This is a genomic window from Pelagerythrobacter marensis, assembly GCF_001028625.1.
In the GTDB taxonomy this organism is placed as follows: Bacteria; Pseudomonadota; Alphaproteobacteria; order Sphingomonadales; family Sphingomonadaceae; genus Pelagerythrobacter; species Pelagerythrobacter marensis.
This window is the reverse complement of the sequence record NZ_CP011805.1, coordinates 1383737-1398473: the sequence shown is the minus strand read 5'-3', so window position 1 is coordinate 1398473 and position 14737 is coordinate 1383737. Positions and strand designations below refer to the sequence as shown.

Annotated in this window: 12 protein-coding genes; 6 read left to right on the top strand and 6 right to left on the bottom strand. The window is 64.0% G+C overall.

What is annotated here, in order from left to right:
• Positions 1–24: 24 nt before the first annotated feature.
• The 4 genes from zapE to AM2010_RS06700 form a co-directional block, all read right to left on the bottom strand.
• Positions 25–1140, bottom strand: a complete 1116-nt coding sequence (gene zapE, locus AM2010_RS06715; protein WP_047806414.1) for a cell division protein ZapE — start codon at positions 1138–1140, stop codon at positions 25–27.
• The gene (locus AM2010_RS06710) at positions 1137–1592 is read right to left on the bottom strand and encodes a PaaI family thioesterase (protein ID WP_047806413.1); all 456 of its coding nucleotides are present in this window, start codon (positions 1590–1592) and stop codon (positions 1137–1139) included. The genes zapE and AM2010_RS06710 overlap by 4 nt, the downstream gene beginning before the upstream one ends.
• Before the next feature lie 2 nt (positions 1593–1594).
• Entirely contained in the window at positions 1595–2377 is a 783-nt protein-coding gene (locus AM2010_RS06705) for a succinate dehydrogenase iron-sulfur subunit (protein ID WP_047806412.1), read from the bottom strand.
• Positions 2378–2447: 70 nt separating this feature from the next.
• Complete coding sequence (locus AM2010_RS06700; RefSeq protein WP_082132819.1) at positions 2448–3455, bottom strand: D-alanine--D-alanine ligase family protein; 1008 nt, start codon at positions 3453–3455, stop codon at positions 2448–2450.
• 114 nt (positions 3456–3569) lie between these two features.
• Here AM2010_RS06700 and AM2010_RS06695 point away from each other — a divergent pair, with 114 nt between their 5' ends.
• Positions 3570–5042: a hypothetical protein gene (locus AM2010_RS06695; protein ID WP_047806411.1), complete on the top strand. Its 1473-nt coding sequence runs from the start codon at positions 3570–3572 to the stop codon at positions 5040–5042.
• A gap of 27 nt (positions 5043–5069) precedes the next feature.
• Here the strand turns inward: AM2010_RS06695 and AM2010_RS06690 are convergent, their stop codons facing one another.
• Together AM2010_RS06690 and AM2010_RS06685 are read right to left on the bottom strand one after the other, a co-directional pair.
• Positions 5070–6086 (bottom strand): D-alanine--D-alanine ligase family protein, encoded by a 1017-nt coding sequence (locus AM2010_RS06690; RefSeq protein WP_047806410.1) that lies wholly within the window; start codon positions 6084–6086, stop codon positions 5070–5072.
• 150 nt (positions 6087–6236) lie between these two features.
• Positions 6237–9047, bottom strand: a complete 2811-nt coding sequence (locus AM2010_RS06685) for an Rne/Rng family ribonuclease (RefSeq protein ID WP_047806409.1) — start codon at positions 9045–9047, stop codon at positions 6237–6239.
• A gap of 197 nt (positions 9048–9244) precedes the next feature.
• On the opposite strand from AM2010_RS06685, the gene AM2010_RS14175 reads away from it, so the two are divergent.
• From AM2010_RS14175 to prfB, 5 genes are all read left to right on the top strand, one after another.
• On the top strand, positions 9245–9418 hold the full coding sequence (locus tag AM2010_RS14175) for a hypothetical protein (RefSeq protein WP_156178713.1): 174 nt from the start codon (positions 9245–9247) through the stop codon (positions 9416–9418).
• Positions 9419–9484: 66 nt separating this feature from the next.
• The gene (locus AM2010_RS06680; RefSeq protein WP_047806408.1) at positions 9485–10354 is read left to right on the top strand and encodes an N-acetylmuramoyl-L-alanine amidase family protein; all 870 of its coding nucleotides are present in this window, start codon (positions 9485–9487) and stop codon (positions 10352–10354) included.
• Positions 10355–10414: 60 nt separating this feature from the next.
• Positions 10415–12931, top strand: coding sequence for a penicillin-binding protein 1A (locus tag AM2010_RS06675; protein ID WP_047806407.1), 2517 nt, complete (start codon positions 10415–10417; stop codon positions 12929–12931).
• Between the two features lie 32 nt (positions 12932–12963).
• Complete coding sequence (locus AM2010_RS06670; RefSeq protein ID WP_047806406.1) at positions 12964–13503, top strand: peroxiredoxin; 540 nt, start codon at positions 12964–12966, stop codon at positions 13501–13503.
• Positions 13504–13573: 70 nt separating this feature from the next.
• Entirely contained in the window at positions 13574–14701 is a 1128-nt protein-coding gene (gene prfB / locus AM2010_RS06665; RefSeq protein ID WP_047806405.1) for a peptide chain release factor 2, read from the top strand.
• Positions 14702–14737 lie beyond the last annotated feature (36 nt).

The following is a 14737-nucleotide window of genomic DNA, read 5'->3' as shown; positions in this document are numbered from 1 at the left end:
CCGATCAGCGGCCCGATCGGCGTGTCAGCTCTCCGCACCGTGACCCAGCGCCATGTAATCGGCGCTGCGCATTTCCTCCAGCCGGCTGACCGTCCGCGCAAACTCGAAGCTGCCGTCACCGGAAGGGTAGAGACCGGCGGGCTCGGCATCCGCTGTCGCGAACAGTTTTACCCGCAGTTCGTAGAGCGCATCGACCAGCTTGGTGAAGCGAATGGCTTCGTTGCGGCGGTCCGGCCCCATGATGGGAATGCCGACCACGATCACGGTGTGATAAGCCCGGGCGATGGCCAGGTAGTCGGCCGCGCCGCGGTTTTCGCCGCATAGCCGCTTGAAGCTGAACACGGCGACGCCCTTCAGGCTCTTGGGCACATGCAGGGTGCGTCCGCCGCCAAGATCGAGCTCGGCGCTTGGCACGTGGGCGGCATCTTCAGGCTTGTAGTCGGTCAGGCGGAAGAAAGCCTCGCGGACCTGGGCTGTGGCGTCGGGACCGAGCGGTGTGTGCCAATTGGCGATCTCGCCCAGCCGGTCGAGTCGGTAATCGACCGGGCCGTTGAGCGCCAGGACGTCCAGTTCGTCCTCCACCAGATCAATGAACGGCAGGAACAGCGAACGGTTGAGCCCGTCCTTGTAGAGGTCGCGCGGGGGGCGGTTGCTGGTGGTGACCACCGTCACCCCCTCGTCGCGGATCAGGGCAGTGAACAGCCGGCTCATGATCGCGGCGTCGGCGGTGTTGTTGACCACCATTTCGTCAAACGCGAGGCACCGGACCCCTTCGGCAATGCGAGCCGCTGCCGGAGCGACGGGGTCGCCGGCTTCTTTCGCCCGTTCCTCGCGGATCAGTGCGTCGACTTCGAGCATGAAGGCGTGGAAATGAACCCGGCGCTTGCGCTCGATATCCAGCGTTTCCACGAACAGGTCCATCAGCATGGACTTGCCGCGGCCCACGCCGCCCCACATGTAGATGCCGCGGGGGCGAGCCGGCTTGCGGGCAAGAAGGCGATCGAAGAAACCCGCCTCGCCGCGTCGTTCCAGCGCTTCCTGCAAGGTCTGCAGGCGCTCGGCGGCGGCTTGCTGCTGCGGATCGGGCCGGAGTTCCCCCGCCGCCACCAACGCTTCATAGCGCGCGAGCATTCCGCTCACTTGCGGCTGGCCTTGCGCACCAGCGCGGTGAAGCCGGCCACCAGGTGATCGCGCTGGACCACTTCGCCGCGCAGGAACAGCAGCCGTCCGGTTTCGCGCAGAACCTCAATCACTGCGTCGAGCGGTTCATCCACTTTGCCGGCACCGATGAACTGGGTTGAAAGCTCCAGCGTCACCGCCGGTCCGGCATCGCCATCGGTCAGGGTCCGCATGGCTGCGAACAGCGAAATGTCGATCAGCGCCAGCGTCACCGCGCCGTGGATCATATCCTGCAGATTGGTGTGCCGCCGCTCGGGAAACATCCGCAGGCGGCACCTGTCGCCTTCGGTCCGCACCAGCAATTCGCCCATGACCACGGGGTTGAACCGCGTTTCGTCGCGCAGGCGCCAGGTGTGCCAGCCAGGATGATCGGGATGCTCCCGATACTCGAACGCCGACGATTCGCTGTTCACGCTCAGATCTGGCGCTCGACCAGCATCTTCTTGGTTTCGCCGATCGCCTTGGCCGGGTTGAGCCCCTTGGGGCACACGTTGGCGCAGTTCATGATCGTGTGACAGCGATAGAGCCGGAACGGGTCTTCCAGTGCGTCGAGCCGCTCACCGGTCATTTCGTCGCGGCTGTCGGCCAGCCAGCGATAGGCCTGGAGCAGGATCGCCGGGCCGAGGAACTTGTCCGAATTCCACCAGTAGCTGGGGCACGCGGTGGAGCAGCAGGCGCACAGGATGCATTCGTAGAGGCCGTCCAGCTTCTCGCGCTGTTCGGGGCTCTGCAACCGTTCCTTGCCGCTGGGCGTGGTCGAGACGGTCTGCAGCCACGGGCGGATCGAAGCATACTGGGCGTAGAAGTGCGAGAAATCGGGCACCAGGTCCTTCACCACGTCCATGTGGGGCAGGGGGGTGATGCGGATTTCGCCCTTCAGATCTTCCATTGCCGTGGTGCAGGCGAGGCCGTTCTTGCCGTTCATGTTCATTGAACAGGATCCGCAAATCCCCTCGCGGCACGAACGGCGGAAGGTCAGCGTCGGGTCGACCTCGTTCTTGATCTTGATCAGTGCGTCGAGAACCATCGGCCCGCAATCGTCGAGATCGATCTCGAACGTGTCATAACGCGGGTTGTTGCCGCTATCGGGGTCGTAGCGATAGATCCGGAACTTCTGGACCCGCGCCGCACCATCGGCCCGGTGAACATTGCCCTTGCGCGAGATCTTGGAGTTCTTGGGGAGGGTGAAGGTCGCCATCGTTCGATCCTGTTGCTTTGGCAGCCTCTCTAGCGCTTCGCATTGCGCTGGCAAGGGCAGCGCGCAAACTTCACTGCGCCATCAGCCCGTGGCGCACGAGGCTTTCGGCCAGGATGGTTTCGATCAATTGCGACTGGCTCCATCCCGCCAAGGCTGCTGCACGGCCGAACACCTTCTGCGACCAGAGATTGCAGTTGAGATTGAGTTCCAGGAACGTGATCTCGCCTGTGTCCTCGTTCACGCGGAATTCGAACCGGCCATAGTCGAACGGCCGATACTCGTTCCACGCCTTGCGCGTCAGGTCGGCTATCCGTGCGGCCATGTCCGCATTCTCGAAAGGATCGAGGGAGTATTTCTGGCTGCGGTCCACCAGGTCGCGCTTTTCCTGGTATGTGCGCAAATGCGAGGGATCGGCCTGGCGGAAGATCATCATCGGCAGGATCGTAGGCTCGCCTCGTACGGTGATGACGGGCACTTCGACGTCGCTGCCGTCGAGGAAAGGTTCGACCAGAGCGTCGTGTCCCAGAGCGTGGACGTCGGCCACGGCCCGTTCCACGCTGGCAAGATCGGTGGCATCGTTGACGCCCCAACTGGCCGAGGATGCGTTGGGCTTGATGACGTACCGCTCGCCCTGCGGCACCAGTGCCAGGTCGATCGGAGCGCCGCGGCGGAAAATCGCCCAGGGTGCGGTCGGCACTTCGGCGACGCGCGCGGCGCGCTTCGCGAGGTGTTTGTCATCGGAAAGCCCGCGCAGGATCGGGCTGGCGCCAAGATAGGGGATGCCCTTGCGCTCGCAAAGAAGAGGACACAGCATTTCCGAATTGAAGAAGCCGGCCCGATTGAGGAGCGGAAAGACGAAGTCGACTTCCGGGTCCTCGAACAGAATCTCGAACCGGTCGGCGAGCATGAGATCGAGGCCGAGCCCTTCGAGCACCTGGCGCATCTCGCGATGATAGAGCGCGTGGTTGCCATCTTCGGGGTGAAGATCGCCGTCCCACATCGCGTTCTTAGCGATGAACAGGATTCGCAACCGTTCCTTCGTCGCCGGGTCGATCGTCATGGGTCGAAGTTCGGTCACGAAGGCAGCCCCTTTCTGATGCGGCGGAAATTGTCGCAACGCAGCAATTGCGGTGGCCTGCGTCACTAAGTCTGTTAGGGCTGGGCGCAAGGGAAAACGCCAGCCGGATTGTCGATGCCAATATCCACCAGCAATCTGCCGCCCGAATTCGCCGCCGACCGTCGGGCGGAAGAGCTGATAAGGCTGCTGGCGAGCGGAGGGGACGAACGCCTCGCGCTGAACCCGCAAACCGGGCTGAACCGGTATATGTCGGGGCCCTATCCGCGCGATATCCTCGCTTATGCATCGTCGACCGCGAACGACATTTCGCTCCCGGCTTTCCGACATCTGCTGGACCGGACGACGCTGGAGGGGGCGGACTATCGCACCGTTCTCGATGCGATGCGGGCCCGACTGCGCAAGGTCTTCGCGCTGGAGGACAGTGTTGAAGTGGTCTTTGCGCCATCGGGCACTGATCTTGAATACGTGGCGCTTGCGGCGGTCACCCCCCGCGCGCCCGCCGGCGTGCATAATATTCTGCTCGGTGCAGACGAGGTCGGGCGCGGGTGTATCCAGTCGGCCGCCGGGAATTTCTTTACCGGTCGCACCGCGCTCGATCGCACCGTCGATGTCGCGGCGAGCGTTCCGGGGCTGGAGGCAGTCTCACTATCGGACATTCCGGTGCGCTGCGGGGAGGGGCATGCCCGCACCAGCCAAGAGATCGCGGCGGCGATAGATCGCGAGGTGCAAACCGCCGAGGCCGAAGGGCAGCACGCACTGGTCCACGTTGTTCACGGATCGAAGACTGGCCTCATCCTGCCGCAAACGCGTGAACTCGACCGGCTTCAGTCGCGGTGGGGCGATGCCATGACACTGGTCGTCGATGCCTGTCAGGTCCGCCTCGGCGCCAGCGAAGTGGCGGCCTATCTCGATCGCGGTGCGATCGTCCTCATGACAGGGTCCAAGTTCGTAGGCGGCGTTCCGTTCAGCGGGTTCGCGCTGATTCCCGCGAGCATCGGGCAGGCCGCTCCGCCGCTACCTGCCGGGTTCGACGCGCTCTTCCGCCGGGCCGAATGGCCCGAGGGCTGGCCAGGGGGCGAGGCGCTGCCCGATGGCGACAATCCCGGGCTGGCAGCGCGACTGGAAGGCGCCCTGTTCGAAATGGAGCGCTTCTGGGCGCTTCCAGCAGCAACGATCACCGATGTCGTCGGATCGTTTCAACAGGCGTTGCGACGCGATTTGATTGAGCCACTGGGCCTGCGCGAAGTCAGAACTTCGGGCGAAGAGACGGCCCGTGCCGCTGCGGTGGACCCTGATCTTATCTCCACGCTGGTGACGCTCGACGTTTCGATGCTGGCCCCTGCCGGGACGTTCGATCAGGCCGTTGCGCTCCACGCTGCGCTGGCATGCGCCGGTGTTCGTCTGGGGCAACCGGTCAAGAGCGTGCGCCTGCCGGGCGGCGGCTGGGGCGGGACTTTGCGGCTTGGCCTGTCGATGCCGCAAATCGTCGTTCTGGCGGAGCAGGATTCATCGCAGCGCGACAGCACGTTTGCGGACCATTTCGGCGCCATCGCCAGTGCGCTTCGTCAACCGGCAGTGGCGGCCTGATCAGGCGTTGCCGACGCCGCGAAGTCGTCAGCCGGCGATCAGCGCGCTCCGCCGCCAGGATTCGGCCAGCAGCGTTTCGATCAGATCGGCATGGTTGAAACCGGCCTGTGCGGCGGCCTTCGCCATGACCTTTTCAGACCACAGATTGCAGTTGAGATTGATCTCGATGAAATTGATGTCGCCGGTGGCCAGGTCCAGACGGAATTCGATCCGGCCATAATCGAACGGGACGAATTCCTGCGCGACCTTCCTCGCCATAGCTTCGATTTGCGGGGCGAATTCTGCGTGATCGAAACGTTTGAGCGCGGCCTTTTCGGTGTTCTGCACCAGGTCACGTTTCTCGTAGTACGTCCACAGCTTCTGCGTATCCTCGCGCTCGTACCACAGCATGGGGAGCGGGACGGGTTCGTCGCGAATGGTGATGAACGCGCACTGGATATCGTAACCGTCGAGATAGGGTTCCACGATGGCATCGTGGCCCTGACCGTGGATGTCGGCGACGGCGTTGGCCACACCGTTCCAGTCGAATGCGTCGGAAATGCCCCAGCTTGCGGACGAGGCATTGGGCTTGATCACCCAGCGACCGCCGGGGGCCGGGGGCAGGTCCTTCTCTAGAACCGGCCCGCCGCGGCGAAAGCAGAACCAGGGTGCTGTCGGCACACCGGCGTGGGCGGCGGCAAGTTTGGAGACGGACTTGTCGTCGCCCATGCCGCGCAGGAACGGCATCGCGCCCAGGTAAGGGATGCGGTGCATGTTGCACAGCAGTGGGATCAGCATCTCGCTGTTCACGAACCCGCCACGATTAAGCAGCGGGAAGACGAAATCGGCTTCGGGCTGTTCGAACAGAACCTTGTAATTGTTCGCGAACTGCAGGTTCAGCCCCAGGCTTTCCAGGGTCGTGCGCACTTCGTGGTGGTAGATCGCGTGATTGCCGTCCTCGGGGTGCATCCCGCCGCCCCAGAGCACATGCTTGGCCATGAACAGCAGGCGTACGCGCTCTTTGGCGTCATCCGGGATGCGAAGGGCTTCGAGGGAATCGGACATATCGGCTCTCGCGGCTGCAGGTTGGCGGCCATCTAAGCGCGAACGGTCGTGGCCGCCAGTACCGCCGCTCGCAAAATCAACGGGAACGCCGGTGCCGTGCCCGGCGGCACCTGTCCGCAACGTGTGTGCAGACAGGTGCCGCCGATCAGACTATTGGCCAAACGTACGTTGCCACCAGCCGCGGCGGGGGGAGCCGGACTTCTCGTCCTTCCCGTCCTGCGTATCCGCGGGTGTTGCGTCATTTGCGGCAGCGGGCGCTTCCGCGACGGCTTCTTCCGCAGTGTCGCCGGAAGGTTGCGCAGGAGCAGCCGCTTCGGTCGTGGGTTCTTCCTCAACCTTCTTCTTGCGCCGGGTGCGCTTCGGCTTTTCGGGCGGTTGCTCGCTTTCGGCTGGGGCGGCTTCGGCTGCTGCCGGTTCGTCCGCCTTCTTGCGCCGGGTGCGCTTCTTCGGCTTCGGAGCTTCCTCAGCATCAGCCTCGGCAGGCGGCGCTTCGGCTGCTTCGTTTGCAGGCTCTGCGGCAGGCTTCGCCTTCGCCCGGGAGGCGCGCGGCTTGCGGGCGGGAGCTTCTGCAGGTTCTTCGGCCGTTTTTGCCCGGCGCGTGCGCCGCTTCGGCTTCGGAGCTTCCTCGCTCGCCTGCTCTTCGGTTCCGTCCGGGGATGCGCTCTCCCCATCGGGAGCCGGCGCGACTGCCATGTCTTCGCTTACACGCTCAGCGACTGCCTCGGCTGCATCGCCACCATCGGCAGCTTGACCGTTGTCGCCATCGCCTTCGCTCTCGCCATCCTCGCGATCACGACCTCCGCGCCTGCGGCGTCCGCCGCGGCGGCGGCGCTTTTTCGGCCTGCCTTCGTCTTCGCCCGAGGACTGGCTGTCGTCGCGTTCCTCGTCGCTATCGTCGCTGTCATCTTCGGCGTTTTCGGACGAATCGTCGCCATTTCGGCTCTTGTTCCGGCCACGTCCACCGCGCCGGCGCCGGCGCCGCTTCTTGTTGCCGTCGTCGTCCTCATCGTCGCCGCGATCATCGGTATCGGCTTCGATTTCCTCCGCTTCCGGCTCTTCCTCATCGACGATCGGCTCGAACTTCGGCGCCTCGGTGGGTTTCGGGCCTGAGCTGGAGACGCTCATCTTCGCGCCTTCTTCCTCGCCTTCCGGCACGACTTCGACGTTTACGCCATAGCGGCGCTCGATCTCCACCAGATCGTCGCGCTTGGAGTTGAGGAGGTAGACGGCGGCCTCTGTGCTTGCCGCGAGTGTGATCACGGTGCCCTTGCCCTTGGCGGCCTCGTCCTCGATCAGCCGCAGTGCGGACAGGCCGGCGCTGGATGCGGTGCGGACCAGCCCGGTGCCGTCGCAATGCGGGCATTCGCGGGTGGTTGCTTCCAGCACGCCGGTACGCAGGCGCTGCCGGCTCATTTCCATCAGGCCGAAGCCCGAAATGCGGCCGACCTGGATGCGCGCGCGGTCGTTTTTCAACGCGTCTTTCAGCGCGCGTTCGACCTTACGGTTGTTGGAGTTGTACTCCATGTCGATGAAGTCGATCACGACCAGGCCTGCCATATCGCGCAGGCGCAACTGGCGCGCGATTTCCTTCGCAGCTTCCAGGTTGGTCGCCAGCGCTGTCTGCTCGATACCGTGTTCCTTGGTCGAACGGCCGGAGTTGATGTCGATCGATACCAGCGCTTCGGTCGGGTTGATGACCAGATAGCCGCCGCTCTTCAACTGGACGACGGGGTCGTACATCGCCCGCAGCTGATCTTCCGCACCATAGCGCTGGAACAACGGGACGGGGTCGGAATAGGCTTTCACCCGGCGCGCGTGGCTGGGCATCAGCAGTTTCATGAATTCCTTGGCCGAGCGATACCCCGGTTCACCCTCGACCACGACTTCCTCGATCTCGCGATTGTAGATGTCGCGAATGGCGCGCTTGATCAGGTCGCTGTCCGAATGGATCAGCGTGGGCGCGCTGGAAGAAAGCGTCTTCTCGCGAATCTCGTCCCACAGGCGGGCGAGATAGTCGAAATCGCGTTTGATCTCGGTCTTGGTGCGCTGGAGGCCGGCGGTGCGGACGATCAGGCCCATCGTGCGGGGAAGCTTCAGGTCGCCCACGATCTGCTTCAGCCGCTTGCGATCGCTGGCGCTGGAAATCTTGCGCGAAATACCGCCGCCGTGGCTGCTGTTGGGCATCAGGACGGTGTAGCGGCCGGCCAGGCTGAGATAAGTGGTCAGTGCCGCACCCTTGTTGCCGCGTTCTTCCTTGACCACCTGGACCAGCAGAACCTGCCGGCGCTGGATCACGTCCTGAATCTTGTACCGGCGGCGCAGGGCCTGACGCCGGGCGCGGACTTCGTCCACTTCCTTGGCGCGGGGGCGCCCCTTCGACTGGCGGCGACCACGCCCGCGGCGGCCACGGCGCGAATCCGATCCGCCCCGGTTTTCGTCGCCGTCATCGTCGCTGTCGTCATCATCATCGTCGTCGTCGCTATCGCCGTTGGCGAGCTGACCTTCTTCGAACGTGGCGACTTTGTCTTTCTCGGAAGTGTCGATTTCCTCGACACCGTCTTCCGCGAATTCCTCGACCAGCGCGCCGCCCGTTTCGTCGTCGGCGTCGTATTCGTCGCCCGGCAGGTCGCCGCGCTCTTCTTCCTCGGCGCGCAGGCGCGCTTCTTCTTCAGCCGCTTCGGCTTCTTCCGCCAGCAACTGCTCGCGGTCTTCGCGCGGGATCTGATAGTAGTCGGGATGAATTTCGCTGAAGGCGAGGAAACCGTGCCGGTTACCCCCGAAATCGACAAACGCAGCCTGAAGGCTGGGTTCGACCCGCGTTACCTTGGCGAGATAGATGTTGCCTTTGATCTGCCGATGTTCGGCGGATTCGAAATCGAATTCTTCAATCCGGTTGCCTTTGAGGACCGCCACCCGTGTTTCTTCCGGGTGGCGCGCATCGATCAGCATGCGCGTTGCCATTTGGTATTCTCCGTGCGCGTCCGGGCGGGCTCAGGCCAGCCGGGAGAGTCTGCGCAAATAAGTGGGAACCGCCGATCGCAGTGCGATGGGCGGCAATGTCGGACCGGACACGGCGAACGGTTTCGCCATGCCGGAATGATGTGTCTGCAATCATGCGAATGCGCCTGTGTCGCGCCGCCTGGCCCGCTAGCGCGACTATGCCTGCCTGGGGCAGCGTCGTCATGCTGGGGGAGAGGCTTCTCATGAACTGCATCAACCTGTTGCGAACGCCGGAGCAGGAAGCTGCCGGCGAGCCTGCGACCCGTTTCGCGCGCTTGCCGAATGGCAGGATCGAGCTTTCACGGGCCGGATTTTCGGCCTTGCAGCGCTAGCATCCCGGCTTTCGTTCGGCAACCATGTTGCGCAATGGGCCTGCAACGCCCTAACAACCGTCCGCAATGTCGATGCGGCTTCAGATATGGCTGATCTTTCTGGCGCCGCCGGTCCTGCTGATCGCGCTATATGCGCTGGGTCTGTCGATTCCCGTACCGCATCTGGGCCGCGACTATGTCGTGAAAATTGCTTTGCCTGAAGCCGGAGATCCGGTGGGCCTGCCGAAAGTTCATGGCCCGCCCGATCGGTCGCGCCCGCTGGTGCTGATCGATCCGGGGCACGGCGGAAAAGACCCCGGGGCGAGTGCCGCGAACTACCGCGAGAAGGACATTGCCCTGGCCCTGGCGCTCGCGCTGCGCGATCGTCTGATCGCCGATGGCGGGGTGCGAGTGGCCCTGACGCGGGAGGATGACACGTTCCTGGTGCTGGAGGAACGCCCCGAAATCGCCCGACGGATGAATGCCGACCTGTTCGTGTCGATCCATGCCGATTCTGCGGGCGAGGCAAGCGAGGCGAGCGGCGCCAGCATTTATACTCTGTCGGCCCAGGCATCGAGCGAAGCCGCGGCGCGCTTTGCCGAACGGGAAAACAGCGCGGACAGGCTCAACGGCGTTCGGATCGAGGGGCAGAGCGCGGATGTTAGCGCGATACTGGTCGAACTGTCGCAGCGCCGCGTTCAGGAATCTTCGGCGGAATTTGCCCGTCTTGTCGTGCGCGAGGGCGAGGGAGCGCTGGTTTTCCATCCCCGGCCGCGCCGTTCGGCCGCCCTGGCCGTGCTGCGCGCACCCGATGTCCCGGCGGTCCTCTACGAAGCGGGCTTCATCACCAACCCGACGGACGCTGCGCGCCTGACGAGCCCGGAATCGCGCAATCGTTTCGCCGAAGTCATGGCGCGGGCGATCCGTATCTATTTTGCCCGTCAGGCTGGCGCCTAGTGTTTCGGCCCGAAACCATATGGCGCAACGCCGAAATCGCGTGCTAGAGACGCCCCGATCATGGTCGAACCTTCCTCCACCGAATATTTTCGCTACCGCATCCGACGTGACACTTCGGGCGCGCTGAGCTGGCTCGCGGCAAACTGGCGCGAAAGGCGCTGGTTCCGCTGGGGGGCGATCCTTTTCTGTGTGGCGCTGGCCGTATGGCTGGCGGGCTGGGCCCTGCTGGCGCGGGGGCTGCCCGACGCGGAAACGCTGCTGGAATACGAACCCCCGCTGCCCACGATGGTCCGGGCTGCCGACGGCGAGATCGTCCACTCCTATGCGCGCGAGCGGCGCGTTCAGCTGCAGTATTCGGACTTTCCCGAAACCCTGATCGAGGCCTATCTTGCGGCGGAGGACAAGACTTTCTTCACGCACGGCGGGATCGACGTGGGCGGCCTGGCCGGGGCGGTCATCGATTACGTCAGCAAGCTCGGTTCGGGGGAACGGGCCGTAGGCGGTTCAACGATCACGCAGCAGGTGGCGAAGAATATCCTGCTGTCGAACGAATATTCGGTCACCCGCAAGCTGAAGGAAATGATCCTGGCGCGGCGGATCGAGGATGCCTTGACCAAGCAGCAGATCCTGGAACTCTATCTGAACGAAATTCCGCTGGGGCGCCGCAGCTTCGGGGTTCAGGCCGCTTCGCGCGCCTATTTCGACAAGGATGTGGGCGAGCTGGATCTGCACGAAATGGCTTTTCTCGCCATCCTGCCCAAGGCGCCCGAACGCTATGGCCGCAGCCAACATCGCGAGCTTGCGTTGGACCGGCGCAACTTCGTGCTCGAACAGATGGTGGCAAACGATTTCATCACTTCGGCAGAAGCGGCGGAAGCGAGCGCCAGACCATTGGGTCTCAAGCCTGCGCGCCCGCAATACAGCACGGCCGATGCCGGGTATTTCTTCGAGGAAGTACGGCGCCAGTTGATGGAAGATTTCGGCGAAACTGCCGAAGACGGTGCGAACAGCGTCTATGCCGGGGGCCTGTGGGTGCGCACCTCGCTCGATCCCGAATTGCAGTCTGCCGCGCGCGATGCGCTGCGCGGCGGGATGCTGCGCTACCACGGAAACCGTGGCTGGCGCGGACCGGTGGCGACGATCGATCCCGACAACGGCGATCTGATTTCGCAACTGCGCTCCTCCAATCTCGGGATCAATTATCGCGGCTGGCGCGTCGGGGTGGTGACGGGCCGCAGCGGATCGACGGCCACGATTGGGCTGACCGACGGTGAAACCTATCCCCTTGCGGGATTTCCCGACGCGCTGAAGCTTGGCGATGTCGTCGCGGTCGAAAAGGCCGGAACAGGTTATCGCCTGCGTTCGGTGCCAGAGGTATCGGGCGGCTTCGTCGCGATGGCTCCGCTGACCGGGCGTGTCCTGGCGATGCAGGGGGGCTTCGACAGCCGACTGGGCGATTTCAACCGGGCGACCCAGGCCGAGCGACAGCCGGGATCGACGATCAAGCCGTTCGTCTATGCCACTGGCCTGGATCACGGGATGACGCCGGCATCGCAGGTGCCCGACCAGACCTTCTGCTATTATCAGGGTTCGCGGCTCGGCGAAAAGTGCTTCCGTAACTTCGGCGGCGGCGGCGGCGGCGTTCACACGATGCGCTGGGGGCTGGAGCAGAGCCGCAACCTGATGACCGTGCACGTCGCGATGGACGCGGGTATGCCCGAAGTCATCAAGACGTTCGAGCGCGTGGGGATCGGCAGCTACGAGCCTTATCCTGCCTTCGCACTGGGGGCCGGCGACACCACTGTTCTCAAGATGGTCAACGCCTATGCGGCGCTGGCAAACCACGGTCGGCAGCAGGCGCCGACCCTGATCGATTATGTGCAGGACCGGCACGGCAAGGTGATCTGGCGCGCGGATAAGCGTTCGTGCCAGAAATGCAACATGCCCGAATGGGACGGCAAACCGATGCCCCGGCCCGGATTGAGCGGGAAGCAGGTCATGGACCCGCGGACCGCATACCAGGTCGTCCACATGCTGGAAGGCGTCGTGCAACGCGGAACCGCCGTGCGGCTGCGTGATCTGGGGATTCCGCTGTTTGGCAAGACGGGGACAACCACCGGGCCGACAAATGCCTGGTTCGTGGGTGGTTCGCCCGACATGATTGCTGGCATGTATCTTGGCTTCGACCGGCCGCGAAACATGGGCGGATGGGTGCAGGGCGGCAATACCGCCGCGCCGATGTTCAAGGAGTTCGTGCAGAAGACGCGCGATCACTGGTCTGATGACCCGTTCGTCGCCCCGGCAGGGGTCCGCATGGTGCGGATCGATCGCCGTTCCGGCAAACGGGTTCTCGATGGTTGGCCAGGCCGCGATCCGCTCTCCGCGATTATCTGGGAGGCTTTCAAGCCGGATACCGAACCGCCGCGGCGCACGCGGGCCGACGCGATCGAGAGCAGGCGGCGCGAGATCCTGGAACTAATCCGCCGGGGCGAAGCCGCACGCCGCGCGCCGGTTTCGGGCACTGCGGGACATAACGAACCGTCAGACTTCGTCGAAGATCAGGGCGGGATCTACTAAGCCGCGATATCTGCGGATGAGGAGAGTACGACATGTTGCGATCGATCATGGCCGCGATGCTCGCCGCGATGCTGACCGCGCCTGCCGCTGCCGAGCTTCAACCCGGCACGCAGGCCCCGGCATTTTCAACCCGCGCCGCGCTGGGCGGCAAAGCGATGGCGTTCAACTTGCGCGCGGCGTTGGCAAAGGGCCCGGTCGTTCTGTATTTCTACCCGCGCGCCTTCACGCAGGGTTGCACACTGGAAGCGCGGCAATTTGCCGAAGCGGCCGACGCCTTCGCGGCCGCCGGCGCGACCGTAATCGGCATGTCGGCTGACGATCTCGACACGTTGAAGCGGTTTTCTGTGGAGGAGTGCCGCGATCGGTTCGCGGTCGGCGTGGCCAGCCCGGCAATTATCGCGGCTTACGATGCTGCGCTGGTGCGGGAAGGGCGCGCGACCGGTATGGCCCAGCGGGTCAGCTATGTGATCGATCGCGACGGACGGATCGTGTTCGCCCATTCGGATGCCGATTACCGCGACCATGTTCGCCTGACACTGGCGGCTGTACGCAAGCTGGCCGAAGGCGATTGAGGCGGGACCCTTTCGCAATCGGGCGCGCTCGTCTAAGCGGGCCGCCAATTCCTGATCGGAGACTGAATTCATGCGTGCCGAAGGGCAGGCCCATATCGACCGTATCGACGCTGCCCTGGCTCTCGTTCGCCAGTCGCTCGACTGGGATCGCGCGCTGCGCCGTCTCGATGAACTGAGCGCGCGCGTTCAGGACCCGACACTGTGGGACGATCCCCGCGAAGCGCAGGCGATCACACGCGAACAGAAGCGGCTGGAAAGCGCGATCACCACCGTGCGCGAGATCGAAAGCGAGAAGAACGACGCGATCGAATTCATCGATATGGGCGAGGCAGAGGGGGACGACGATATCGTCACCGATGGTCTCGCAAGCCTCGAGAAGCTCGCCGTTCGTGCCGATGCGGACAAAGTGCAGGCGCTGCTCGCAGGGGAGGCCGACGCCAACGACACTTACGTAGAAATCCACGCCGGCGCAGGTGGGACAGAGAGCCAGGACTGGGCCGAAATGTTGCTGCGTATGTATGCCCGCTGGGCCGAACGTCGCGGCTTCAAGGTCGAAACGGTCGAATATCAGGCGGGCGAGCAGGCGGGGATCAAGAGCGCGACCCTGCTGCTCAAGGGCGAAAACGCCTATGGCTATGCCAAGACCGAAAGTGGCGTGCACCGGCTGGTCCGCATCAGTCCCTATGACAGCGCGGCCCGGCGTCACACCAGTTTCAGTTCCGTCTGGGTCTATCCGGTGATCGACGACAACATCGCGATTGAGATCAATCCGGCGGATCTGAAGATCGATACCTACCGTGCCAGCGGCGCGGGTGGGCAGCACGTCAATACGACCGATTCGGCAGTTCGCATTACCCATACGCCCAGCGGCATCGTGGTCGCGAGCCAGAACGATCGCAGCCAGCACAAGAACCGCGATACGGCGATGGGCATGTTGCGTGCCCGTCTCTACGAAGAAGAACTGCGCAAGCGGGAAGAAGCCGCCAGCGCCGAACATGCGAGCAAGAGCGACATTGGCTGGGGCCACCAGATCCGCAGTTATGTCCTGCAGCCCTATCAGATGGTGAAGGATCTGCGCACCGGGATCACATCGACATCGCCTGACGATGTTCTCGACGGCGCGCTCGACCCGTTCATCTCCGCCGCACTGGCCCAGCGGGTGACCGGCGAGGCGGTCGAGGTCGAGGACGTCGACTGACAGGGGCCGCCAAAGGCTTTTGCCAGGATAGCTGCG

Coding starts and splice junctions, on each gene's coding strand:
- AM2010_RS06680 (WP_047806408.1), top strand. CDS start 9,485: ATGTCGATGCGGCTTCAGATATGGCTGATCTTTCTGGCGCCGCCGGTC.
- AM2010_RS06705 (WP_047806412.1), bottom strand. CDS start 2,377: ATGGCGACCTTCACCCTCCCCAAGAACTCCAAGATCTCGCGCAAGGGC.
- AM2010_RS06685 (WP_047806409.1), bottom strand. CDS start 9,047: ATGGCAACGCGCATGCTGATCGATGCGCGCCACCCGGAAGAAACACGG.
- AM2010_RS06690 (WP_047806410.1), bottom strand. CDS start 6,086: ATGTCCGATTCCCTCGAAGCCCTTCGCATCCCGGATGACGCCAAAGAG.
- prfB (WP_047806405.1), top strand. CDS start 13,574: ATGCGTGCCGAAGGGCAGGCCCATATCGACCGTATCGACGCTGCCCTG.
- AM2010_RS06695 (WP_047806411.1), top strand. CDS start 3,570: ATGCCAATATCCACCAGCAATCTGCCGCCCGAATTCGCCGCCGACCGT.
- AM2010_RS14175 (WP_156178713.1), top strand. CDS start 9,245: ATGCCTGCCTGGGGCAGCGTCGTCATGCTGGGGGAGAGGCTTCTCATG.
- AM2010_RS06675 (WP_047806407.1), top strand. CDS start 10,415: ATGGTCGAACCTTCCTCCACCGAATATTTTCGCTACCGCATCCGACGT.
- AM2010_RS06670 (WP_047806406.1), top strand. CDS start 12,964: ATGTTGCGATCGATCATGGCCGCGATGCTCGCCGCGATGCTGACCGCG.